Origin of the sequence: Dactylosporangium sp. NPDC006015, from assembly GCF_040614215.1 — a bacterium.
Taxonomy (GTDB): domain Bacteria; phylum Actinomycetota; class Actinomycetes; order Mycobacteriales; family Micromonosporaceae; genus Dactylosporangium; species Dactylosporangium maewongense.
This window is the reverse complement of the sequence record NZ_JBEXUD010000042.1, coordinates 84,046-105,109: the sequence shown is the minus strand read 5'-3', so window position 1 is coordinate 105,109 and position 21,064 is coordinate 84,046. Positions and strand designations below refer to the sequence as shown.

24 protein-coding genes are annotated in these 21,064 nt (G+C 73.8%); 20 read left to right on the top strand and 4 right to left on the bottom strand.

Translation table 11 applies throughout. From position 1 onward, the window contains the following. Together ABZ321_RS45200 and ABZ321_RS45195 are read right to left on the bottom strand one after the other, a co-directional pair. Positions 1 to 233, bottom strand: a 233-nt coding sequence (locus ABZ321_RS45200; RefSeq protein ID WP_354902172.1) for a hypothetical protein, incomplete at its 3' end; no start/stop codon positions are given. 52 nt (positions 234 to 285) lie between these two features. Further along, positions 286 to 1,038: a tRNA(His) guanylyltransferase Thg1 family protein gene (locus ABZ321_RS45195; protein WP_354902169.1), complete on the bottom strand. Its 753-nt coding sequence runs from the start codon at positions 1,036 to 1,038 to the stop codon at positions 286 to 288. 150 nt (positions 1,039 to 1,188) lie between these two features. On the opposite strand from ABZ321_RS45195, the gene ABZ321_RS45190 reads away from it, so the two are divergent. Then, complete coding sequence (locus tag ABZ321_RS45190; protein WP_354902166.1) at positions 1,189 to 2,358, top strand: barstar family protein; 1,170 nt, start codon at positions 1,189 to 1,191, stop codon at positions 2,356 to 2,358. Here the strand turns inward: ABZ321_RS45190 and ABZ321_RS45185 are convergent, their stop codons facing one another. Beyond that, positions 2,359 to 3,237, bottom strand: a complete 879-nt coding sequence (locus tag ABZ321_RS45185; RefSeq protein WP_354902163.1) for a helix-turn-helix domain-containing GNAT family N-acetyltransferase — start codon at positions 3,235 to 3,237, stop codon at positions 2,359 to 2,361. Between the two features lie 58 nt (positions 3,238 to 3,295). Here ABZ321_RS45185 and ABZ321_RS45180 point away from each other — a divergent pair, with 58 nt between their 5' ends. The 6 genes from ABZ321_RS45180 (at position 3,296) to ABZ321_RS45155 (ending at position 8,392) form a co-directional block, all read left to right on the top strand. Next, complete coding sequence (locus ABZ321_RS45180) at positions 3,296 to 3,868, top strand: hypothetical protein (protein WP_354902161.1); 573 nt, start codon at positions 3,296 to 3,298, stop codon at positions 3,866 to 3,868. After that, positions 3,861 to 4,268 carry a DUF2809 domain-containing protein gene (locus ABZ321_RS45175; RefSeq protein WP_354902158.1) on the top strand — a complete coding sequence of 136 codons (408 nt, stop codon included), beginning with the start codon at positions 3,861 to 3,863 and terminating at the stop codon, positions 4,266 to 4,268. Before ABZ321_RS45180 ends, ABZ321_RS45175 begins: the two co-directional genes overlap by 8 nt. A gap of 66 nt (positions 4,269 to 4,334) precedes the next feature. Beyond that, positions 4,335 to 7,145, top strand: coding sequence for a glycoside hydrolase family 9 protein (locus ABZ321_RS45170; protein WP_354902156.1), 2,811 nt, complete (start codon positions 4,335 to 4,337; stop codon positions 7,143 to 7,145). A 53-nt stretch (positions 7,146 to 7,198) separates the two neighbouring features. Further along, positions 7,199 to 7,477, top strand: coding sequence for a hypothetical protein (locus ABZ321_RS45165; protein WP_344504059.1), 279 nt, complete (start codon positions 7,199 to 7,201; stop codon positions 7,475 to 7,477). Further along, entirely contained in the window at positions 7,477 to 7,998 is a 522-nt protein-coding gene (locus ABZ321_RS45160; RefSeq protein ID WP_354902152.1) for an adenylyl-sulfate kinase, read from the top strand. The genes ABZ321_RS45165 and ABZ321_RS45160 overlap by 1 nt, the downstream gene beginning before the upstream one ends. Positions 7,999 to 8,029: 31 nt before the next feature. Next, positions 8,030 to 8,392 carry a VOC family protein gene (locus ABZ321_RS45155; RefSeq protein WP_344504057.1) on the top strand — a complete coding sequence of 121 codons (363 nt, stop codon included), beginning with the start codon at positions 8,030 to 8,032 and terminating at the stop codon, positions 8,390 to 8,392. Positions 8,393 to 8,578: 186 nt separating this feature from the next. Here the strand turns inward: ABZ321_RS45155 and ABZ321_RS45150 are convergent, their stop codons facing one another. Next, positions 8,579 to 8,956: a nuclear transport factor 2 family protein gene (locus ABZ321_RS45150; RefSeq protein ID WP_354902149.1), complete on the bottom strand. Its 378-nt coding sequence runs from the start codon at positions 8,954 to 8,956 to the stop codon at positions 8,579 to 8,581. A 216-nt stretch (positions 8,957 to 9,172) separates the two neighbouring features. Here ABZ321_RS45150 and ABZ321_RS45145 point away from each other — a divergent pair, with 216 nt between their 5' ends. Genes ABZ321_RS45145 through ABZ321_RS45085 form a run of 13 tightly spaced genes read left to right on the top strand, consistent with a single transcriptional unit; the run spans position 9,173 to position 20,983 of the window. Beyond that, positions 9,173 to 9,868 (top strand): carboxypeptidase regulatory-like domain-containing protein, encoded by a 696-nt coding sequence (locus ABZ321_RS45145; protein ID WP_354902146.1) that lies wholly within the window; start codon positions 9,173 to 9,175, stop codon positions 9,866 to 9,868. 1 nt (position 9,869) lies between these two features. Further along, positions 9,870 to 11,093: a phage tail sheath subtilisin-like domain-containing protein gene (locus tag ABZ321_RS45140; RefSeq protein ID WP_354902144.1), complete on the top strand. Its 1,224-nt coding sequence runs from the start codon at positions 9,870 to 9,872 to the stop codon at positions 11,091 to 11,093. Positions 11,094 to 11,105: 12 nt separating this feature from the next. Further along, positions 11,106 to 11,594 carry a phage tail protein gene (locus ABZ321_RS45135; RefSeq protein ID WP_344504053.1) on the top strand — a complete coding sequence of 163 codons (489 nt, stop codon included), beginning with the start codon at positions 11,106 to 11,108 and terminating at the stop codon, positions 11,592 to 11,594. Beyond that, the gene (locus ABZ321_RS45130; protein ID WP_354902141.1) at positions 11,575 to 12,711 is read left to right on the top strand and encodes a hypothetical protein; all 1,137 of its coding nucleotides are present in this window, start codon (positions 11,575 to 11,577) and stop codon (positions 12,709 to 12,711) included. Before ABZ321_RS45135 ends, ABZ321_RS45130 begins: the two co-directional genes overlap by 20 nt. Further along, positions 12,699 to 13,424 (top strand): hypothetical protein, encoded by a 726-nt coding sequence (locus ABZ321_RS45125; RefSeq protein WP_344504051.1) that lies wholly within the window; start codon positions 12,699 to 12,701, stop codon positions 13,422 to 13,424. The genes ABZ321_RS45130 and ABZ321_RS45125 overlap by 13 nt, the downstream gene beginning before the upstream one ends. A gap of 8 nt (positions 13,425 to 13,432) precedes the next feature. Then, entirely contained in the window at positions 13,433 to 14,917 is a 1,485-nt protein-coding gene (locus ABZ321_RS45120) for a phage baseplate assembly protein V (protein WP_354902138.1), read from the top strand. After that, positions 14,914 to 15,252, top strand: a complete 339-nt coding sequence (locus ABZ321_RS45115) for a hypothetical protein (protein WP_354902136.1) — start codon at positions 14,914 to 14,916, stop codon at positions 15,250 to 15,252. The genes ABZ321_RS45120 and ABZ321_RS45115 overlap by 4 nt, the downstream gene beginning before the upstream one ends. Continuing rightward, on the top strand, positions 15,249 to 15,641 hold the full coding sequence (locus tag ABZ321_RS45110; protein WP_354902133.1) for a GPW/gp25 family protein: 393 nt from the start codon (positions 15,249 to 15,251) through the stop codon (positions 15,639 to 15,641). The genes ABZ321_RS45115 and ABZ321_RS45110 overlap by 4 nt, the downstream gene beginning before the upstream one ends. Further along, complete coding sequence (locus ABZ321_RS45105; RefSeq protein WP_354902131.1) at positions 15,638 to 18,229, top strand: putative baseplate assembly protein; 2,592 nt, start codon at positions 15,638 to 15,640, stop codon at positions 18,227 to 18,229. Before ABZ321_RS45110 ends, ABZ321_RS45105 begins: the two co-directional genes overlap by 4 nt. Next, a complete protein-coding gene (locus ABZ321_RS45100) occupies positions 18,219 to 18,686 on the top strand; it encodes a phage tail protein (protein ID WP_354902128.1) in 468 nt (155 codons plus the stop codon). Before ABZ321_RS45105 ends, ABZ321_RS45100 begins: the two co-directional genes overlap by 11 nt. 12 nt (positions 18,687 to 18,698) lie before the next feature. After that, the gene (locus tag ABZ321_RS45095; RefSeq protein ID WP_344504045.1) at positions 18,699 to 19,757 is read left to right on the top strand and encodes a PASTA domain-containing protein; all 1,059 of its coding nucleotides are present in this window, start codon (positions 18,699 to 18,701) and stop codon (positions 19,755 to 19,757) included. Next, positions 19,757 to 20,200 carry a hypothetical protein gene (locus ABZ321_RS45090; RefSeq protein ID WP_344504044.1) on the top strand — a complete coding sequence of 148 codons (444 nt, stop codon included), beginning with the start codon at positions 19,757 to 19,759 and terminating at the stop codon, positions 20,198 to 20,200. The genes ABZ321_RS45095 and ABZ321_RS45090 overlap by 1 nt, the downstream gene beginning before the upstream one ends. A 3-nt stretch (positions 20,201 to 20,203) precedes the next feature. Continuing rightward, a complete protein-coding gene (locus ABZ321_RS45085; RefSeq protein ID WP_354902124.1) occupies positions 20,204 to 20,983 on the top strand; it encodes a hypothetical protein in 780 nt (259 codons plus the stop codon). Positions 20,984 to 21,064 lie beyond the last annotated feature (81 nt).

The following is a 21,064-nucleotide window of genomic DNA, read 5'->3' as shown; positions in this document are numbered from 1 at the left end:
CATGCCTGCCGGCGGCCGCCGAGGTGGCCGCCCCGGCCGGCGCCGTGCCTGGCGAACAGCGTCTCCCGCGCCGGCCCGCCCGGATCCCGCAGCGGCCGGCGGCCCGGCAGCAGTGCCCGGACCGCCACCGAGACGCACTCCCGGTGCCGCCGGGCCACGTAGCCGGCGACAACCACCGAGTCCGCCATCGCGAACACCCGCTCGAACCGAAGCACCCCGTGGTCGATCGTCATGCTTTGATCGCAACACGTGCCGCCGCCCCGCGCACGCGGTTTTCCGACCTCGTCAGGCCGGCGTGGCGAGCCGCGGCAGCGCGGGGATCGTGGTCGCCAGGAAGCCGTCCGGGGCCGCGGTGAAGTGCGGCGCCGGCCTGGTCTCCCACCACGAGCGCAGCGCGGTCACCGTCTCCGGCTCGCCGGTGCGCTTGTGCACGAAGGTCACCGTGCGCTCGCCGGACGCCTTGACGACCACGCGGCCGCGCTTGCAGCCGTCGGGGTAGTCGTTCCAGTTGATGCCATGCTCGGTGTAGAGCATGTCCTGGGCCTGCCCGGAGTGCACACCCTGGAGACGGCTGTGCGGGAACACCGCCTGTGCCGCCATGGTGATGCTGTTGCGGACGGCGTCACGCTGCCGCCAGATGAAGTAGTTGGCGACCTCCGCCGGGTCGGCGACGGTGAAGACCCGCGCGTCGAAGAGCGCGAGCTTCCCGGGCCGCCGCGCGTTCAGCGTCGCCGTGGCAACCGAGGCCGCGACGGAGCACCACTTCTGCACCTCGCCCCCGAACCACGCCTGCGTCCCGGCCCCCGCGAAGTCGACCACGAGCACCGACACCTCGTCGGACTGCACGTAGGCGAACACGCTGCCGGAGATCTCCGCGCACAACGCCTCCGCCACGGCGTCCATGTCCGCCATGAACCCGTGGTCGAACGGCTTCGCCGCCCCCCGCAGGTACCCGTGGAACGCCCGCCCGTCGACCCGCAGCAGCGTGTGGGTCCGCCGCGGCAGCACCGCCTTCGTCACCCGCTCGTACGACTTCATCCGGTCACCCAGATCATCCCGGTCGATCCGCATGCCAGATGCCACCACGCCGCTCCCACACCGCGCACGCGCTTTTCCGCCGGCGGATACGCTCGCCGGGTGAGCAGCACCACCTCCGACGCCGCCCGGCCCCACCGACGGTGGCGAATCTTGGACCTGCTGGACGACAGCGTCGACGAGGCACCGTTCGGCACCTGCGTGGACGTCGAAGGCATGTTCGGGGATGCGCCGCCGCCGTTGTACGAACGCTTCGTGCTGGTCGGGTGCCGCCCGGAGGGCCGGCTCCGCGCCGCCGTGACGGCGGGCGCGCCGGACGGCGATGTCGGCACCGTCGTCCTCGACGAACGGCACACCGCCGGGGACGGGACGGCATGCGGCCCGATCGAGCACCGCTTCTCCTGCGTCCATCTCCTGCTCGACGCCACGGTCACCGGGCACCGGCCGTCCGGAGGGGATCCGGAGCTGGTCGACGTCGAGCTCACCGGGTTGCTGCACATCGCGCCGGGGGATGCGAGCCGGTACAACGGCGCACCGCGGCCGGCCGGGCGCGCGTTCTTGCTCTCCGGCGAGGACGCCGATCCCCTCGGCTCCTGTCAGGACACTCTCGGGCTGTACCGGCACCGCCCCGAGCCAGAGCCAGGCGTCGTCACGTGGGTCGGTGTCCAGCCGGAGGCGCCGCTGGCGAAGCTGCTGACGTACGTGCCCGGCGGGTCGGCGAAGCGGCGGCGCGTGCAGGTCACGGTCGAGGTGCTGGACGGCGCCGGGACGCCGGTCGACGACCGGAACCTCGACGGGCTGGTGACCGCCGCCCGCCCGTCGCGGCATGACGGGCTGCTCGACATCGTGGTGGCCGACGCGGTGTTCGCCCCGTTCCCGAGCGGAGCCCCGGCGATCTGGCGCCTCTGGGACGGCGGGCGGCCGGAGACGCCGGGGAGCTGGACGGCGCTCGACCGGACGCTGCGGCACGTGTGGTCGGGAATCGCGATACGCCGGCGCCGGCAGGACGGCGACAGCCCGGCGGGCGGCACGTACCTCCTCGACGGCACCCACGTCACCGACATCGAAGGCCTCTACTGCGCGCTCGGCGAGGCGGTCAACGGGCCTGGCGGGTACTTCGGCTGGAACCTCAACGCCCTTGACGACTGCCTCCGCGGCGGGTGGGGCGCGCGGGCGCCGTTCACCCTCGTCTGGCAGCACGCCGGCGTCGCCCGGCGGCATCTCGTCGCGGGGTTCGACCGGCATCTGCGGCTCACGGCGACAACGATGGACGACGTGCTCGCGGTCCTGCACGAACGCGGCGTCGAGGTGCACCTGCGGTGACTAGAGGTGCTTCTCGAACCAGTGGTGGGCGTAGGGCTCGTCGTTGAAGGCGGGCACCTCCTTGTAGCCGGTGCTGCGGTACAGCGCGATCGCCTCGGTGAGGTTGCGGTTGGTGTCGAGGCGGACGGAGTGGTGGCCGGCCTCGGCGGCGTGGTGCTCCAGGGTGGTGAGGATGCGGCGGCCGAGGCCCAGGCCGCGGACGGTGCCGGAGACCCAGACGCGCTTGATCTCGGCGGGGGCGTCGCGGTGGAGCTTCAGGGCGCCGCAGCCGACGGGCTCGCCGGACAGGGTGGCGAGGAGGAACACGCCCCGGGGAGGGGTCAGGTCCTCGTCGTCGACCGGCCGGCTGACGCCCGTGTCGAAGCCGTCGTCGAAGCGCTGGGACAGCTCGCGGGCGTAGGCGCGCAGGCAGGCGCGGGCCCGTGGGTCGACCGGCGGGCAGACCGTGAGCTCGACCATCGACGCCAGGAGCAGCCGCTCGACCTCCGCCATCGCGGTCGCCAGGCGGGACCGCTGGGTGTCGCTGAGCGGCCCGAGGATCGAGTGGGCCAGGTCGTCGGAGGCGCTGTCGAGGATCGCCCACTCGGCCCGCCCGGCATCCGTCAGCGAGGCTTCGCGGACGCGCGCGTCGCCGCTCGTACCGACGCCGACGACGACAAGGCCGTCGGCCTCAAGTGCCCGCAGCAGGCGGCTCAGGTAGCCGGCGTCGAGGCCGAGGCGGGCGCGGAGGGCGGCCACCTCGGCGCCGGCGGGGCCGATCTCCCACAGCAGGCGGGCCTGGCCGAGCGGGCGGCCGCGGGACAGGTACTCGTCGTCGAGCGCGCCGACGCGCTGCGTCACGGTCCGGTTGAAGCGGCGGACGGTCTCCAGCAGTTCCACATGTCTGACTATAGTCAGGTAACGCTCCGCAGTGGTATCCGCCAGGCATACTCGACGCGTGAAACGAGGCTGGTTGCTCGCGGTGGTCGCGACAACGCTGATGGGCTGCATCGGGCCGTTCGCCGACACGGTCGACGAGGCGCTCCAGGACACCCCCGGTGACTACGACGAGTGCTGCATGAACGCCGAGCGGCCGCTGCTCGGCAAGCTCGCCGGCACCCCGATCACGGTGGTGACCGCCCCGGACTTCCCCGGGTTCCGGGTCGACGCCGTCGTCACGACGCACCAGTTCGACGCCGCCACCGAGAAGAAGGTGACCTGGGAGAAGGACGGCGACGGGCTGATCGCGCCGGACGACGCCCACGACTACGTGCTCGCCCTCGTCGCCGGCGTGCCGCGCGCCGACAAGTCGTATCCGCAGACGGTGATCACCGTCGGGAAGGGGTCCGCCACCTACGAGTCCACGCCGCTCGTCGACCCGTCCGACGGCAGCCGCATCAGCTCGGTGATCCTCGCCGTGCGGGTCCCCGCCGGGCAGACGGTCCTGCTCACCGCCGAGGACCCCGCCCCGGGCGACCCCGCGGTCGACCTGCGCACCGGCCGCGCCGTGAAGTTCCCCGCCGATGCGTAGCCGCCTGCTCGCCCTCGCCGGCGTCGCGGCGGCGCTGGCGGTCGCGTTCGCGATCCGGGCCGTCGACGACGGCGCGCTGCGCCAGTACTCCGGGACCGCGCTGTACGCCTCCATGATCTACGCCGGGGTCTTCGTCCTCCGGCCCCGGACGACCCCGCTCGTCGCGGGCGCCGTCGCGATCGCCTGGTGCTGGGCGGTGGAGCTGGCGCAGCTGACCGGCGTTCCCGCCGAGCTGTCCGCGCGGAGCCTCCTGGCGCGGTACGCGCTCGGCGTGAAGTTCGACCCCGCCGACCTGGCCTGGTACCCGGTCGGCGTCGTGCCGCTGGTGGTCGCGCACCTGCTCTTCCAAAGAAGAAAGTTTCACGCCGTGACCAGGCAGGACACCCTCGCCGGACGGTGATATGCCCGCGCCGGGGCGGTGACGCGGTTCAATCCGCGCACCGCCACCCGGAGAGGAGCACCACCCATGCGCAGGAGGATTCTCGGCGCAGTCGCGGCGCTCGGGGTCGCCGCCGCCACGACGGTCATCGCCGTGGCAGCCTCGACCCCGGCGACAGCCGCCCCCGCGTACAACTACGCGGAGGCACTGCAGAAGTCCATCTGGTTCTACGAGGCCCAGCAGGCCGGGCCGAAGCCCGCGTGGAGCCGGGTCGGGTGGCGCGGCAACGCCGCCACGACCGACGGCGCCGACGTCGGCCTCGACCTGACCGGCGGCTGGTTCGACGCCGGCGACCACGTGAAGTTCGGCTTCCCGATGGCGTTCTCGACCACCATGCTCGCGTGGGGCGCGGTGGAGTACCGCGACGCGTACGTGCAGTCGGGACAGCTGACCAACCTGGTGAACAACCTGAAGTTCGTCAACGACTACTTCATCAAGGCGCACCCGTCCCCGAACGTCCTCTATGGACAGATCGGCTCCGGCAACCCCGACCACGCCTGGTGGGGCCCGGCCGAGGTGATGCCGATGGCACGACCCTCGTACAAGATCGACGCCACCTGCGGCGGCTCGGACCTCGCCGGTGAGACGGCCGCCGCCATGGCCGCCTCGTCGATCGTGATCCGCCCGACCGACGCCGCGTACGCCGACAAGCTCGTCACGCACGCGAAGCAGCTGTACACGTTCGCCGACACCGTGCGCCGCAAGTACAGCGACTGCATCACCGACGCGGCCAGCTACTACAACTCGTGGAGCGGCTTCAACGACGAGCTCGTGTGGGGCGCGATCTGGCTCTACCGCGCCACCAACGACGCGGCCTACCTCGCGAAGGCCGAGGCCGGCTACGACAACCTCAGCAACGAGAACCAGACCACGACGAAGTCCTACCGGTGGACGATCGCGTGGGACGACAAGTCGTACGGCTGCTACGTGCTCCTCGCCAAGCTCACCGGCAAGCAGCGGTACGTCGACGACGCCAACCGCTGGCTGGACTACTGGACCGTCGGCGTCAACGGCCAGAAGGTGCCCACGTCACCCGGCGGGCAGGCGGTGCTCGACAGCTGGGGCTCGCTGCGGTACGCCGCGAACACGTCCTTCGTGGCGCTGCTCTACAGCGACTGGCTCACCGACGCCACCCGCAAGGCCCGCTACCACGACTTCGGCGCCCGGCAGATCAACTACATCCTGGGCGACAACCCCCGCAAGTCCAGCTACATGATCGGCTTCGGGGCGAACCCGCCGAAGAACCCGCACCACCGCACCGCGCACGGGTCCTGGACGGACCAGATCACCAACCCGGAGGTCTCGCGGCACACGCTGTACGGCGCGCTCGTCGGCGGGCCGTCGTCGCCGAACGACGCCTACACCGACAGCCGGTCCGACTACGTGATGAACGAGGTCGCCACCGACTACAACTCCGGGCTCACCTCCGCCCTGGCCCGCATGTACGGCGAGTACGGCGGCACGGCGCTGTCCGGCTTCCCGGCGGCGGAGACCCCGGACGGGCCGGAGATGTACGTCGAGTCCTCCATCAACACCCCGGGGACCACGTTCACCGAGGTCAAGGCGATGGTCTACAACAAGTCGGCGTGGCCGGCGCGGACCCTCGACCAGGGCTCGTTCCGCTACTACTTCACCCTCGACGGCACCACCACGCCCGCGCAGATCTCGCTCAGCAGCGCCTACAACCAGTGCTCCGCGCCCACCGGCCCGACGCTGGTCAGCGGCAGCACGTACTACGTCACCGTCAGCTGCGCCGGGCAGAAGATCGCCCCGGCCGGCCAGTCCGCGTGGCGGCGCGAGGTGCAGTTCCGCATCTCGTCCGCCGGCACCTGGGACCCGACGAACGACTGGTCGTTCCCGGCCGGCGCCACGCAGAGCCCGAACAACCACATCACGCTGTACGACGGGGCCACCAAGGTCTGGGGCGAGGCTCCCGGCACCGGTCCGGCGGACACCACGCCGCCGTCCACGCCCGGCGCGCCGACCTTCACCAACGTGACCTCGACGTCGGTCACCGCCTCGTGGGCGGCGTCCACCGACAACGTGGGCGTCGCGTCCTACCGGGTGTCCTCGGCGGCCGGGGTCGTCGGCACCACGACCGGCACGTCCCTGGCCATCACCGGGCTGTCGCCGGCGACCGCGTACAGCTTCCTGGTCGTCGCGGTCGACACCTCCGGCAACACGTCGGCGGCCTCGCCGGTCGGCACCGTCACCACCGCCCCGGCGACCGGTGACGTCACCCCGCCGTCGAAGCCCGGCACGCCCGTCGCGTCGGCGGTCACCAGCAGCGGCGCGACCCTCACCTGGGCCGCGTCGACCGACGCCGTCGGCGTCACCGGCTACGACGTCCTGCGCCTCGGCGGCACCGCCGGACCGGTCGTCGTCGCCACCGCCACCGGCACGACCGCCACGGTCACCGGCCTGACGGCGTCCACGGCGTACCAGTTCGCGATCCGGGCGAAGGACGCCGCCGGCAACCTGTCGGTGCTGTCCGACCCGGTCACGGTCACGACCACCGGCACCACCACCGGCAAGTCCTGCGAGGCCACCTACCGCGTCACGAACCAGTGGGGCGACGGCTTCAACGGCGAGGTGACCGTCCGCAACTCCGGTGGTCAGGCGATCACCGGCTGGACGGTCACGTTCACGTTCCCGGGCAACCAGCGGGTCACCAACGGCTGGTCCGGCGTCTGGACGCAGACCGGCGCCGCCGTCACGGTCCGCAACGCCGACTGGAACGGCGCCCTGGCACCCACCGCGTCGACGGCGGCCGGGTTCGGCGCGTCCTACAGCGGCACCAACACCGCTCCGGCCACGCTCACCTGCACCGCGAGCTGAGTCATCCGGTCGGCCCCGGCGCACCGCGCGCCGGGGCCGTACCATTGGCAGGGATGATCGACCTCGATGTGCCCGCCGCCGCCACGGTGCCACCCCGGCACCGTCGCGGCGTGCTGCCGCGCGTCGCGGTGCTGGCCGCGTGCGTCGTGACGGCCGCCGTCCCGGCCGCCGCGCCCGTGCCGGTGTCGGTGGGGCAGCGGCTGCCGGTCCCGAGCTACTGCACCGGCGACCCGCTGCCGGGCGGCCGCCTCAACATCGTCGAGGACCACGTGTACATCCTCCTCGACGGCCAGACCGGCGTGGTCCTGAGCACCGGCCGCTGCCCCCGCTGATGACCGACGCGAGCGAGGTGCTGTTCCTCGGCGGCAGGTCAGGGGTCGGCAAGAGCAGGGTTGCGGCGGAGCTGCACGCGCAGCTGTCGGCGGCCGGTGTACGGCACTGCGTCGTCGAAGGGGACAACCTCGACCTCGCGTACCCGCCGCCGTGGGAGCACCACCTCGCGGAGCGCAACCTCGCCGCCATGTGGGCCAACTACCGCGCCCTCGGCTACCGCCGCCTGATCTACACCAACACCGTCAGCGTCCAGCAGGTCTCCGCGCTCACGGCCGCGATGGGCGACGCCCCACGCGTCACCGCCGTCCTGCTCACCTCCTCCGACGCGACCGCCCGCACCCGGCTGGCCCGCCGCGAGATCGGCACCGCCTACGACCTGCACGTGCAGCGCAGCGACGCCGCCGCCAGATCCCTCGCCGCGTCGGTGCCCCCGTCGGTCCACCGGATCCCCACCGACGACCGGACCGTCGCCGACGTCGCCGCCTCGGTCCTGGCGCTCACCGGCTGGGCCACTCGTTAGGGTCTGTCCCGGAACGGGTAGCAGACGGTGTATGCCCCCTCACATCGCGCAGTGCACCATCGACGTCACCGACCTCGACCTGATGACCGGCTTCTGGTCCGACGCCCTCGGTTACACCGCCGGCCCCGCGGAGGAGGGCGGCACGCACCTGTTCGGCCCGCCCGGCGCGCCGTCGGTCTTCCTGCAGCGCGCGGCCACCCCACACTCTCCGAAGAACCGCGTCCACCTGGACCTCATCCTCGACGGCGACGTGGAGGCGGAGGTGGTCCGGCTCGTCGGCCTGGGCGCCCGCCCCACCGACGCCGGCCAGACCGGCACCGAACCCTTCACCGTCCTCGCCGACCCAGAAGGCAACGAGTTCTGCCTCCTGCACGTCGATCCCCGCTCCCGCTGACCTGTTGGTTGCCGCAGCACCACCGGGCGGCCGCGTCCGTATCATGCGGCAGCACCTCGACCCGCGTCTCCGACGTCACGCCCGCCTGCTGCAGGCACTTGCCGGAGTTGACGTTGACCAGCTGGCACCCGGACCGTCGGCGCCGCCGTCACCCGCGCCGCCGCCTGGGGCCGCCGCACCCGCCCGCTACGGCAGGCGGGTGTTCTGGTCGGCCACGACGAGCCACCTGCCGTCGACGAGCGCGTAGGTGAGGGTGAAGTACGCCCGGGTCTGCGACTCGACCGCGCCGGTGGCGTCGACGGTGGTCCACAGGTACTCGATCAGCACCCACCCGGTGCTGCCGGCCAGGGTGACCTTCCGGACGGTGCGCTCCTGCGTCCAGGTGTCGTCGGCGAACATCTCGCGGTGGAACTCGACCATGGCCGCCCTGCCGTCGACGACCGTGCCGTTGGGCAGGATCAGCACCACCTCCTCGGCGAGCGTCGCCGCGTACGCCGCGAGGTCCTTGCGCTCCAGCGCCCCTAGGTGCTCCTCGAGCGCCCGCTCCAGCCCGCTGTCCGCCACCGGCCGGTCTCCCTTCGACACCTGTCACTGTCCGCCCGAGCATCGTAGCCCGGTGCGGGTGCTGAGGCGGGGCGCCGGCGGAGGCGGCCGCGGGTGCCGCTGATACCGGTTCACCCAGTCAGGTAGGCGACACGGCTCCCCGTATCAACCGGGGCCGCCGGACGTCCTGCTTGCACCGAACCGAAACCCCGAGCCCATGAACGAGGGGACACCGTCATGCCTGAACCGGGCATCGTCGAGACCGCCACCACCGCCCTGCTGCGCTGGGTCGGCGGCGCGGGCCTCAGCGCGAGGCAGGGGCCGCCGAGCGGCGACACCAAGAGCGACGGCAAGGGTGCCAAGCCCGCGGACGTGCACGTGTGGCTCACCGCGCTGCTGCCTGAGCAGGGCATGCGGCCCACCACCGGGCTGGAGCCGGTCCGGTTCAGGATGCGGTTCCTGCTCGCCACCGCCCGCGCCGACGACGTCGCGGCGCTCGACCGGCTGCTGAGCGCGACGACCACCGGCCCGCACCGGCCCGTCTTCGACGAGGTGCCGGCGCACGTGTGGCAGTCGTCGGGGGTACCGACGAGACCCGCGTTCTATGTCGACGTCCCGGGGCAGCTCGACCGGCCCGCGCCCGCCACGCCGCGGGTCACCGCGCCGCTGCGGATCGAGACGGTGCCGCTGCGGCCGCTGTCGGGGGTGGTGCTCGGGCCCCGCGACACGCCGCTGGCCGGCATGCGGGTCGAGAGCGCCGACCGGACCGAGGTCACCTACACCGGCGCCGACGGCACGTTCGTCCTGGACGGGCTGCCCGCGGACCGGCCGGCCAGGTTGCGGCTGTCCGGCCGCGGCCTGCGGTTCCACCACACCGTCACCGCCGATGCCGCCTCCCCGGCGGTCATCCGGTGCGAGATCAAGGAGGCATGACATGCCCTACTACGCGTCTCCCGGCGTGTACGTCGAGGAGGTCAGCGGCGGCGCCCGGCCCATCGGCGCCGTCGGCACCAGCACCGCCGGCTTCGTCGGCACCGCGCCGGACCGCGACGCCCGCCGCAACGAGGCGGTCGCCGTCGGCAGCTGGTCGGAGTTCCTGCGGATCTACGCCGGCGGCACCGAGCCGGGCGCCGGCACACCGCTGTCCCGCGCCGTGTACGGGTTCTTCGACAACGGCGGCGGGCGGTGCTACATCGTCAACATCGCGCCGGGCGAGCCGATCGCCGGCGCCGGCCGCACCCGCTCCGGCCTCGGCCTGCTGGAGGCGATCGACGAGATCGCGATCGTCGCCGCGCCCGGGTACACCGACGTGCTGTCGCACGAGGACCTGCTGAAGCACTGCGAGAACCTCGGCGACCGGATGGCGATCCTCGACCCGCCGGAGGAGATCACCGACGTCGAGCGGCTCGTGCGGGTCGAGACCGCGCCCGCGCCCAAGAAGGCGAAGACCCCCGCGCAGGACGGCCAGCAGCCCGCGCAGCCGGCCCCCGCGACGGACGACGGCGGCCTGCGGCCCCGCAACAGCGACTACGGCACCTTCTACCTGCCGTGGCTGGTCGTCCGCGACCCGATGAGCGGCGACGTCGTCACCACCCCGCCGAGCGGGCACGTCGCCGGCCTGTGGGCGCGCAACGACAGCATCCGCGGCGTGCACAAGGCGCCCGCGAACGAGCCCGTCCGGGGCGCCGTCGACCTCACGTACCGGGTGACCCGCGCCGAACAGGATCTGCTGAACCCGGCCGGCGTCAACTGCATCCGCTACTTCCCGTCCGAGGGCATCCGCGTCTGGGGCGCCCGCACCCTCGCCGCCGAGGCGTCGGAGTGGCGCTACCTCAACGTCCGCCGGCTCTTCTCGATGCTGAAGGAGTCCATCGGCGACGGCACCCGCTGGATCGTGTTCGAGCCCAACGACGAGCAGCTGTGGCGCTCGATCCGCCGGGACATCAGCGCGTTCCTGACCCGCGTCTGGCGCGACGGCGCGCTGCTCGGCGCGACGCCGCAGGAGGCGTTCTTCGTCAAGTGCGACGCCGAGACCAACCCCGCGGAGGTCCGCGACGCGGGCCAGGTCGTCGCGCTGATCGGCGTCGCGCCGGTCAAGCCCGCCGAGTTCGTCGTGTTCAAGCTCAGCCAGTCCGCCATCGGCACCGAAGCCCAGTAAGGGAGCAGCTCGATGACCGCACCCGTCCCGGCCCCGTCCGCTCAGCCCGGCAACTGGGTCGACCCGTACCGCGCGTACAACTTCAAACTCCTCATCAACAACGTCAACGAGGGCCACTTCACGGAGGTGCAGGGGCTCGGCGTCAAGGTCGAGCGGATCTCCTACCGCGAGGCCGGCAACGGCAGCGTGGTGCGCGCGATCCCCGGCCGGGTCACGTACCCGCCGGTGACGCTGCGCTTCGGCCTGACCAACTCCGCCGAGCTGTGGAACTGGCTGATGACCGCCGTCGAGGGCAAGGTCAGCCGCCGCAACGTCTCCATCGTCATGCTCGACCCCGCCGGCACCGCCGAGGCGCTGCGGTGGAACCTCATCAACGCCTGGCCGCAGGAGTGGAGCGGCGCGCCGCTGGACGCCATGAGCCGGGAACTGGCCATCGAGACCCTGGTGCTCGCGCACGAAGGGCTGCAGCGGGAGGCCGGCGGTGGCCGCGCGGCTGCGTGACACCCTCGCCGGGTGGCTGCGGTGGGCGGCCGACCGGCTCGTGCCCACTGCTGAGACGGTCGTCGAGGAGCGGTCGCTGCCCGGAGCGCCGGAGCACTGGCTCAGCCTGGTCCGGGACCGTGCACCGCACCTGCTGCGGCCGGCGAAGGTGCTCTCCGTCGCGGCGGCGGCGTCGGTACGGGCAGCGCCCGCTCCCCCGCCGGCCGGCGAGACTCAGGTGCGATGGACGGGTGTGGCGGTCGCGGTCTCCGCGGCCGCCCCGCCCCCGGCCCGCCGGGCGTCCATCGAGGACGGCGAGCCACGACCGGCGGTTCATCGAGCGTCCACTGAGGACGCCGAGCCGTCACGGCGGGCGGTCCGCCGGGCGTCCACTGAGGACACCGGGCCGTCACGGCCGGCGGTCCGGCTGCGCCCGGCGGTCCCGGAGCCGGTCCGCTCCCCCGCACCGCGGCGACTTCCCGAACCTGCCGAGGCGCCGGCCGCACGCCCCACGCCGGCGTCGCAGGAGGACCTCGCCCCGCGGGCCAGACCAGTACCAGAGGACGACACCGCACCGCGGACGAAGCCGGCCGTGCGGGTCGAGGCGGACACCCACCCAACCCGGGCGGTCTTCACGGCACCGGTCGAGGAAGCCATGCCATCAAGCCCCCATCGCGAGAAGCCGGCGCCGCCCCAGACGCGTCGGGAGCAGCCCGCGCGGCGTCCCGCGGACCGGCCCCAGAAGCCCCAGAAGCCCCGGAAGCTCCAGAAGCCCGGGACGCCCGGCCGCGGCCCGGTGGTGCTGCGGTGGCCGGACCTGCCGGACTCGGCCCGCGACGCATGGAGTGACGAGACACCACCCGATGAGGTCCCGCCGCACCACACCGACGCTCCGCCGCGACGGCACGGGACCGCCGCGACGTGGTCCGAGCTTCCGGGCGCGCGGCCGGCGCGGCTGCCCGAGGTCGCGGAGCACGTGGTGAGGAGCGGGCCGTGGCCGCGGCTCGGGGACGAGACGCACCGCCGGTGGCCGGAGCTGCCCGACGACAGCGCCCAGTGGGAGGTCACCCCGCGGCCCGGCGGCGACCGGATCCGCCGGCTCGACGAGGAACAGCGAGGACTGCCATGGAACGCGTAGCGTTCGTCGTCGACGAGACCGGCGAGCGGATCGACTGCCTGCTCAACCCGGAGACGTTCGAGGTCAAACGGCTCGCCGGCATCCGCACGCCCGCCGCCGGTGAGAGCCGGCTCGTCGGGCGGGGCCGGGCCGACGACCCGGTGCGGTTCACCGGCGGCGGGCGCACCGAGCTGCTGCTGGACATGGTGTTCGACGTCGCGCTGGTCGAGTCGCGGTCCGCGCCGCAGGACGTGCGGCAGCTGACCGCGAAGCTGTGGAACCTGGCCGAGAACACCGCCGAGGAGCTCGGCTCCGCCCGCCCGCCGTTGGTCCGGCTCGTGTGGGGCCGGTCGTGGAACGTGCCGGGCGTCATCGCCGCCATCGCGGAGCGCTTCGACGCGTTCGGCCCCACGGGCGCGCCCGGGCGGTCGTGGATGCGGCTGAAGCTGGTGCGGGTCGACGAGCCGAAGCAGGCCGGCGCCCGCGACTTCGACGGGGAGCTGGCCCGCTCGGGCGCCGGCACCGCACCGGGCACAGCGCCCACGGCGGTGCAGGCGCTCGGCGACGGCAGCACCGGCCCGGGCGGCACCGGCAGGATCGACCTGCTCGCCATGGAGGCCCTCGGCAGCCCGATGCGCTGGCGGGAGCTCGCCGAGCACAACGGCGTCGACGACCCGTTCGCGGTCGCGCCGGGCCGGGTGCTGTCGGTGCCGGCGACGGGCGGCCGGCCATGATGCCGGCGGTGCACGCGACGGCGGGCGACCGGGAGCTCCCGGTCACCGGGGTGCGGGTCACCAGCCGGCTCTCGCAGCCCGCGCAGTGCGAGCTGACCCTCGACGACCCGCGCGGCGAGGCCCTGCACCTACTCGGCGCGAGCCTCGTCGTGCGCGTCGCCGGCGACGACGGGCCCCTGTTCACCGGTGAGGTGACCGGGGTCGGCCTCACCCGGGCCGCGGACGGCACCGCGGAGACCCGGCTGACCGGCTACGACCTGCTGCACCGGCTCCGCGCCCGGCAGACCGTCCGCTGCTTCGACCGCGTCGACCCGAAGGACCTGGTCGAGGCGGTCGCCGGCGACCTGGGGGTGCACGTGCACGGCGGCGGCGACGGCCCCCGGTTCGAGCGGGTGGTGCAGCACCGGCAGCGCGACCTCCAGCTGCTGACGGAGACCCTCGGCAGGATCGGGATGTACGTCGTCCTCGACGGCACCGACCTGCGGGTGCTGACCCTGCAGGGGCACGGCGACCCGGTCCCGATCCGGTACGGCCGGGACCTGCACCACGTCGAGGTGGCCGCCGGCGTCGACCGGCTCGCGGTCCGCTGCGAGGCGGTCGGCTGGCACCCGCAGCGGGCGAAGGCGTTCACCGAGACCGCCGGGCAGCCCCGGCAGGGCCGCGACATCGCGCTGCGGCCGGACAGCCCGGCGCCGCTGACGCTGGTCGACGAGTCCGCGCGGACCGGCGACGAGCTGCGCGCCGTCGCCCAGGGCGCCCTCGACGCGAGCGCGGCCCGGGCGGTCACCCTCGACGGCGTCGCCGCCGGCAGCGCCGCGCTGCGGGCCGGTCGCCGGATCGCCGTGCGCGGCGTCGCCGACGCCCTGGACGGCACCTACGTGCTCACCGAGGTCGTGTCCACTGTGGACGCCGACGGGTACCTGGCGGCGGTGTCGACCCGGCCGCCGGCGCGCGACGTGGCCCGGCCCGGCGCGTCGCTGACGCTCGGGCGGGTGACCGCGGTCGACGACCCCGACGGGTGCGGCCGGGTGCGGGTGGCGCTGCAGGCGCACGGCGGGCTCGACGCCGGCTGGGTGGCGCTGCTGGTGCCCGGCGCCGGCGACGGCAAGGGCCTGGTGCTGCTGCCCGACGTCGGCGACTCGGTGCTGGTCGCGCTGCCGCACGACGCGTCCGGCGACGCGGTCGTCCTCGGCTCCCTGTTCGGCACCGCCAAGGCGCCCGACGGCGCCGGGGTCACGGGCGGCGGCGTGCAGCGCTGGTCGATGCGGACCGCGCACGGCCAGTCGATCGTCGTCGACGACGCCGAGAAGTCGCTGCGGGTGGAGACCGCCGACGGCAGCTACCTCCAGCTCGCGCCGGACGTGGTGCGGCTGCACGCCGCCACCGACCTGGTCCTGGAGGCGCCCGGGCACGGCGTCACGGTCAAGGCCCGCACGGTCGACTTCGAGCACGCCCTCATCGCGGTCCCGACGCTCCCGGGAGGTCCGGCATGAAACTCGTGACGGTGCAGGCGGTCGTGCGCTGCGGCCACGACGGCCGGGTGCGCAACAACGCCTCGCAGCACTGGGTCACCGTCGGCGGCGCCGACGTCCTCGTCGACGACGACCCGCAGGGCCGCGCGGTCGCCGGCTGCCCCAACATCGGCCCGACCATGAAGCCCTGCACCCTCACCCTGGCGGTGCAGGCGGGGTACAGCGACTGGATCCGCGTCGACGGCAAGCGGGTCGCACTGTCCAACCTGGACGGTCTCACCGACGGCACGGTCCCCGGCACCGTCCACTACACGGTCCGCGACCCCGGCCAGTCCTTCGTGGGGGCAGACGCATGAGGGCGATCAGATTCGCTCCGGCGCTGACGGCGACCGGGTCGTTGTCCATGGTGGACGGTGACGCCGCGGTACGACAGGCGCTGCTGCTCCTCCTGGCGACGACGCCCGGCGAGCGGCTGATGCGGCCGCAGTACGGGTGCCATCTCAACCGGCTGCTGTTCGCCCCCAACGACCACACGACCGCCGGCCTCGCCGTGCACTACGTCCGGCAGGCGGTCCAGCGGTGGGAGCCGCGCGCGGAGATCGTGTCGCTGGACGCCGCCGCCGACCCCGACGTGCCGACCCGGCTGACCATCCACCTGCGGTACCGGGTCCTCGCCACCCTCACCCTCGCCGACCTCGACATCCCGCTGGACCTCGGTCCGGCGTCCGACGGGAGCCCGTCATGACCCTGCCGATCCCCAACCTCGACGACCGCAGCTTCACCGATCTCGTCCGCGAGGCCCGCGACCGCATCGCCCGGTCCTGCCCCGGCTGGACCGACCTGTCGGTGCACGACCCCGGCATCGCCCTCGTCGAGGTGTTCGCGCACCTGACGGAGGTCATGCTGTACCGGCTGAACCGGCTGCCCGACAAGGCCTACATCGAGTACCTCAACCTGCTCGGCATCACCCGGCACGCGCCCGCCGCGGCGTGGACGGAGCTGACGTTCACCCGTACCGGCGACGACACCACCACCAGGATCACGGTGCCCGCCGGGACGAAGGCGGCCGCGCAGGGCGCCGACCCACAGCCGGTCCTGTTCGTCACCACCGAGTCCGCGGTGCTCGCCGAGGGGCAGGCCGCGGTCACCGTACGGGCGCACCACTGCGAGCCCGTCGCGGCCGAGCTGCTCGGTCTCGGCACCGGCATGCCGGGGCAGGTGCTGCGCACGGCGCGGACGCCGATCGTGACCACCACCGAACACCTCGACGTGATGCTGGGCGTGCAGACGCCCGCCGAGGAGGTCGCCGACGGGGTCCCGGCGCGGGAGCACGACGGCCGCTCGTTCGTCATCTGGCAGCCCGTCGCGGGTTTCGCCGGTGTACCGGCGGACGCCCTCGTCTACCAGCTGGACCGCAGCACCGGCACGGTCACGTTCGCGCCGGCCGTCGACGCCGGTGGCGCGCCCGTCGCGGCGGTCCCGCCGGCGGGCCGGGAGGTGCGGATCTGGTACCGCGTCGGCGGCGGCTCGGCCGGCAACGTGGCCGCGCACACCGTGACGGCGCTGCGCGACCCGGTGCCGGGCGTGCGGGTCACCAACGAGCGGCCCGCGTTCGGCGGCCGGGACCTGGAGCCCGTCGACGCCGCGCTGACCCGCGGCCCATACGAGTTCTTCGCGCTGCGCCGGGCCGTCACCGCCCGCGACTTCGAGCTGCTCGCCACGGCCGCGTCGGCGGCGGTGGCCCGGGCGACCGCGTTCACCCGCGCCACCATGTGGTCCTTCGCGCAGCCCGGCGAGGTCGAGGTCGTCCTCGTGCCGCACGTCGGGACGGAGTCCCGGCCCGGCTGGCGGCTGCCGGTGGCGAGGCTGCTGGAGGTGCAGGGCGAGGACGTGCGCCTGCACACGCAGCAGGACCTCGAGGCGCGGCGGGCGCTCGGCACCCGGGTCGTCGCCGGCTGGGCCCGCTACAAGGCGGTCGCCGTGCGGGCCCGGGTCGTGGTCGGCGACCACGAGGACGTCGACGCGGTCCGCCGGCGGATCAACGACCGGCTGTACGCGACGATCAGCCCCCTGCCGACCCCGATGACCCCCACCGGCTGGGCGTTCGGCGAGCCGCTGCGCGCGTCCAACGTGTACCGGATGCTCGAGTCCGCGGAGCCCGGCGTCCGGTACGTCGACGACGTGCGGTTCGTGGTCGACGAGGCGCCCGACAAGGCCGTCCGGTCCGTCGTCGCCGACCGGTTCCAGGACGACACCTGGTACGCCGGCAGCGGCGAGGTCGTGTTCCGCTCCACCAACGGCGGCGCCGGCTGGGAGCCTGCCGGGCGGTTCCCGGGCGAGGATGTCCGCCGGGTCGTCGCGGCGCCCGCGCCGAACCGGCCCGGGATCACCGCCCGCCCGGGGCTGCTGGCCGCGGTCACCCACACCGCCGACGGGACCAGCGCCGTGCACGCGTCGCGGGACCTCGGCGAGACGTGGGACCTGGTCGCCGCCCTGGAGCCGGCGATCGCCGACGTCGCCTGGATCGACCGGGAAGGCGTGGCGACGCTGCTGTGCGCGACCGACGCCGGCCTGTACGAGGTCGCCGCCGAGCCCGGCGCGGTGCCGCTGCAGGTGCTCGTCGACAACACCGACCCGGGCCGCGGCTTCTCCGGCGTCCGGTCGTTCGTCTCCGAACGCGGCACCCACGGCGTCGTCCTCGCGGCCCAGGCGAAGTACGGCGTCTACCTGTCCACCGAGGGCGGCACCGCCGGCACGTTCGACCACGTCGGGCTGCGCGGCACCGACGCGCGCGCCATCGAGATCCAGTACGACGGCCCGTCCACCGTGGTGTGGGTCGGCGCCGGCGAGTCGGACCCGAACCGCCCCGGGCAGGGCTGCCACCGGGCCCGCCTGTTCGAGGCGGACGTGCGGTGGGAGCAGCTCAACGCCGGCTGGACCGGCGGCACCTGCTGGGACCTCGACTTCACCGGCCAGGCCGTCGTCGCCGCCACGCAGAGCGCCGGGGTGCTGCGGCTGGACCTGGCGAGCAAGACCCCGCAGTGGGAGGCGGCCAACGTCAACGGTGGCCTGCCGCTGCGGGACCGGACCCGGTTCGAGCCGGTGGCGGCCCTCGCGGCCAGCACTGTGACCAGCACTGCGACCAGCACTGTGGCCGGCGGCGTGGGGCGGGTCCTCGCGGGTGGGCCCCGCGGCGCGTACCGCAGCGACGACGCCAGGACGTGGTCCTTCACCGCCGACCGGGAGACCCGGCAGCCGGTGACGATCCCGCCGACCTGGCTGCTGTGCTCCGGCGAGCACGACGTCGAGGTGGTGCGTCTCAATGCGGCATGACGACATCGTGCGGCTGCTCCCGGCCGTGTACCAGCCGGCGGCGCAGCCCGGCAGTGTCCTGACCGCGCTGCTGGACGTCATGGAGGCGATGCACGCGCCGGCCGAGCGGCGGCTCACGGCCGTGGACGAGCTCTTCGCCGCGTACCGGACGCCCGACGCCTTCCTGCCGTTCCTGCTGCGGTGCGTGGCGATGGACCACATCGGACGGCCGCTGCCGTCCGGCCGGCAGCGCGACCTCGTCGCCCGCGCCGGCGACCTGGCCCGCCGCCGGGGCACCGCGGGCGGCCTGTGCGCGCTGCTGGAGACGGTGACCGGGGTGCCCGGCTTCACCATCGAGGAGCCCCGCCCCTTCCACGTCGTGGTGCGGGTGCCCGATCCCGCCCGCGACCAGCTGTCCCTGATCCGGCTCGTGGTGCAGCAGGAGAAGCCCGCGGCCGTCACCGTCTCGATTCCCTAGGAGCTGTGTGTCATGTCCACGAAGTGGGTCGTCACGACCGCCGCCGAGCGCATCGTCCTGGACGACGCGCACCAGGGCGGCACCACGTTCACCGTCACCAACCCCGGCAAGGCCGCCGACCGGGTCGTGTTCGAGCCGGTCGCCGGCGGCGACGCGGACCCTTCCTGGTTCACCGTCGACGACCCACAGCGCCGGGTCCTGCCGGCCGCGTCCGCGTCGTTCCTGCTGAAGGTCCACGTCCCGGCGCAGGCGAAGCCCGGCTCGTACGAGGTGCAGGGCCGCGCCTACTCGGCGGACTCCGCGCCCGAGGAGTCGTCGGTGCTCAGCGGACGGGTCGTCTTCGACGTCGCGGCCCCGCCGGCGCCGCCGGAGCGCCGGATCCCGTGGTGGATCATCGCGATCGCCGCCGGGCTCGTCGTCATCACCGCCGTCACGGTCACCCTGGTGCTGACGCTCGGCGGCTCCTCGCCGGCGCCCTCGGCGTCGGCGTCGGCCGCACCGGTCGTCACCGCGCCGCCGTCCGGGTCGATCCCCGTGCCGGACCTGGCCCGCCTCAACGAGACCCAGGCCGTCTTCGCGCTGAAGCAGGCGGGCCTCGTCGCCGGCACCATCAAGCACCGCAACGACCCGACCAGGGCCGACACGGTCGTGGAGCAGGGCGTCCCGGCGGCGAAGACCGTCGCGGCGGGCACGGCCGTCGACCTGGTCGTCGCGGTGCGGCTGGCGCCGCCCGTGCTGAAGACCCCGGCCAACGCGCAGCTGAAGCAGGCCGACGGCAGGCTCGTCTGGGACCAGCCGGAGGCGTACGTGACCCACTGGGTCGTCAGCCTGTCGATCTCGGTGTGCGCGCAGGGCCCCCTGACCCCGCAGGCGTGCAACACCGTGCCGATGGTGACGGCCCGCACCGACGCCAAGAGCTACGCGCCGTCGCTGCGCCCCGCCCAGAACATGGGCCTCGGCGGCACGGTCCTGACCTTCAACGGCACCTTCGTGTGGACCGTCCAGGCCGTCGACGACTTCGGCGGCATCGGCCCCGCCGCCGCCGTCCTGCCCGCCCAGATGGTGCCGTGATGACCAGGCAGACGAAGATCGTGATCGCGGCGCTCGTCGTGATCACGGCGATGTTCGCCGGCTCCGCCGCGCAACGCCCGGGCGGCGGCTCGCTCAAGGAGCCCGGGGCGCTCGTCGAATGGTTCGGGGCGAAGTTCGCGAAGACCCCGGACGCCGACCCGGCCGACCTCAGCGCCCCCTGCCGCTCCGGCGACACGTTCGTCGTGCGCGACGGCAGCTGCGTGCTGCGGGTCGCCGCCCGTCAGGGCCGCCGCACGGTCCGCCTGCGCGCCGACAGCGACGTCGGCGTGCAGGCCCCGGCCCCCGGCCAGGACACGCTCGTGCGCAGCGACGCCAAGGCCGGCGACACCGTCTCGGTCACCGTCGGCGACGCCGCCACCGACATCGACCTCATCTGCGCCGGCGAACGCACCTGCGTCCTCACCATCGCGAAGAAGGGCTGAGCCGTGGAACGCCTCCGCACCCCGTTCTTCATCGTCGCGCTCGTCGCGATGGCCCTCGTCGTCTGCGTCGAGCTCGGCGAGCAGCTGCTGATCGGCGGCGTCGACGCGGGCACCGCCCTCACCGACAACGCCGCCGCCCTCGGCGCCCAGGTCCCGGCCGGCGGCCACGTCGAACGCCCCTCCGGCGTCGGCATCCCGTACCTGGCGCTGCTGGATTTCGCGGCCCTCTTCACCGTCGCCCTGATGGCGGCCGGCCTCGTGGTCCCCCAGCGCCTGCACGGCCGCCTCCAGGGCGTCGTCACGCTGATCGTGGCGATCCTGCTGCTCCTGACCTCCATCGGCCTCATCCTTCTCGCCGTGGCGAAGCTGGTCCTGATGGTCGCCCTGCTGCTGGCATTCCCGTTCGGCACGATCGCCTACCTGATTCTCTTCGCCTCGTTCCCCCGCGGTACCGCCACCGTGATCCTCTCGCTGCTCATGTTCCTGAAACTCGTCTTCGCCGGCTCGCTGGTCGCCGCCCAGCCCCGCTTCCTGCAGAACAAGGGCCTGGTCCTGCTGACCCTGTGCTCCCTGCTGTGCAACGTGGTGGTGGCGTTCCTGCACGGCCTGGTGCCGGGCATCCTGGTCAGCATCACCGACGCCGTGGCCGGCATCGTCGTGGCGATCGTCGCCCTGATCTGGTCCGTGGTCCTGCTCGTCGGCGCTGTCGTCAGCATCGTGACCGCGGCCCGCACCACCGCCGACACCGCCCGCACCACCGCCACGGCCCTCCCCGCCACCTGACCACGACGCACGCCACAGCTCCCCTCTCCGCCTCCATTGGCGACAACCCCGCGGGCAACACATCCCCGGGCGCGACGTCCC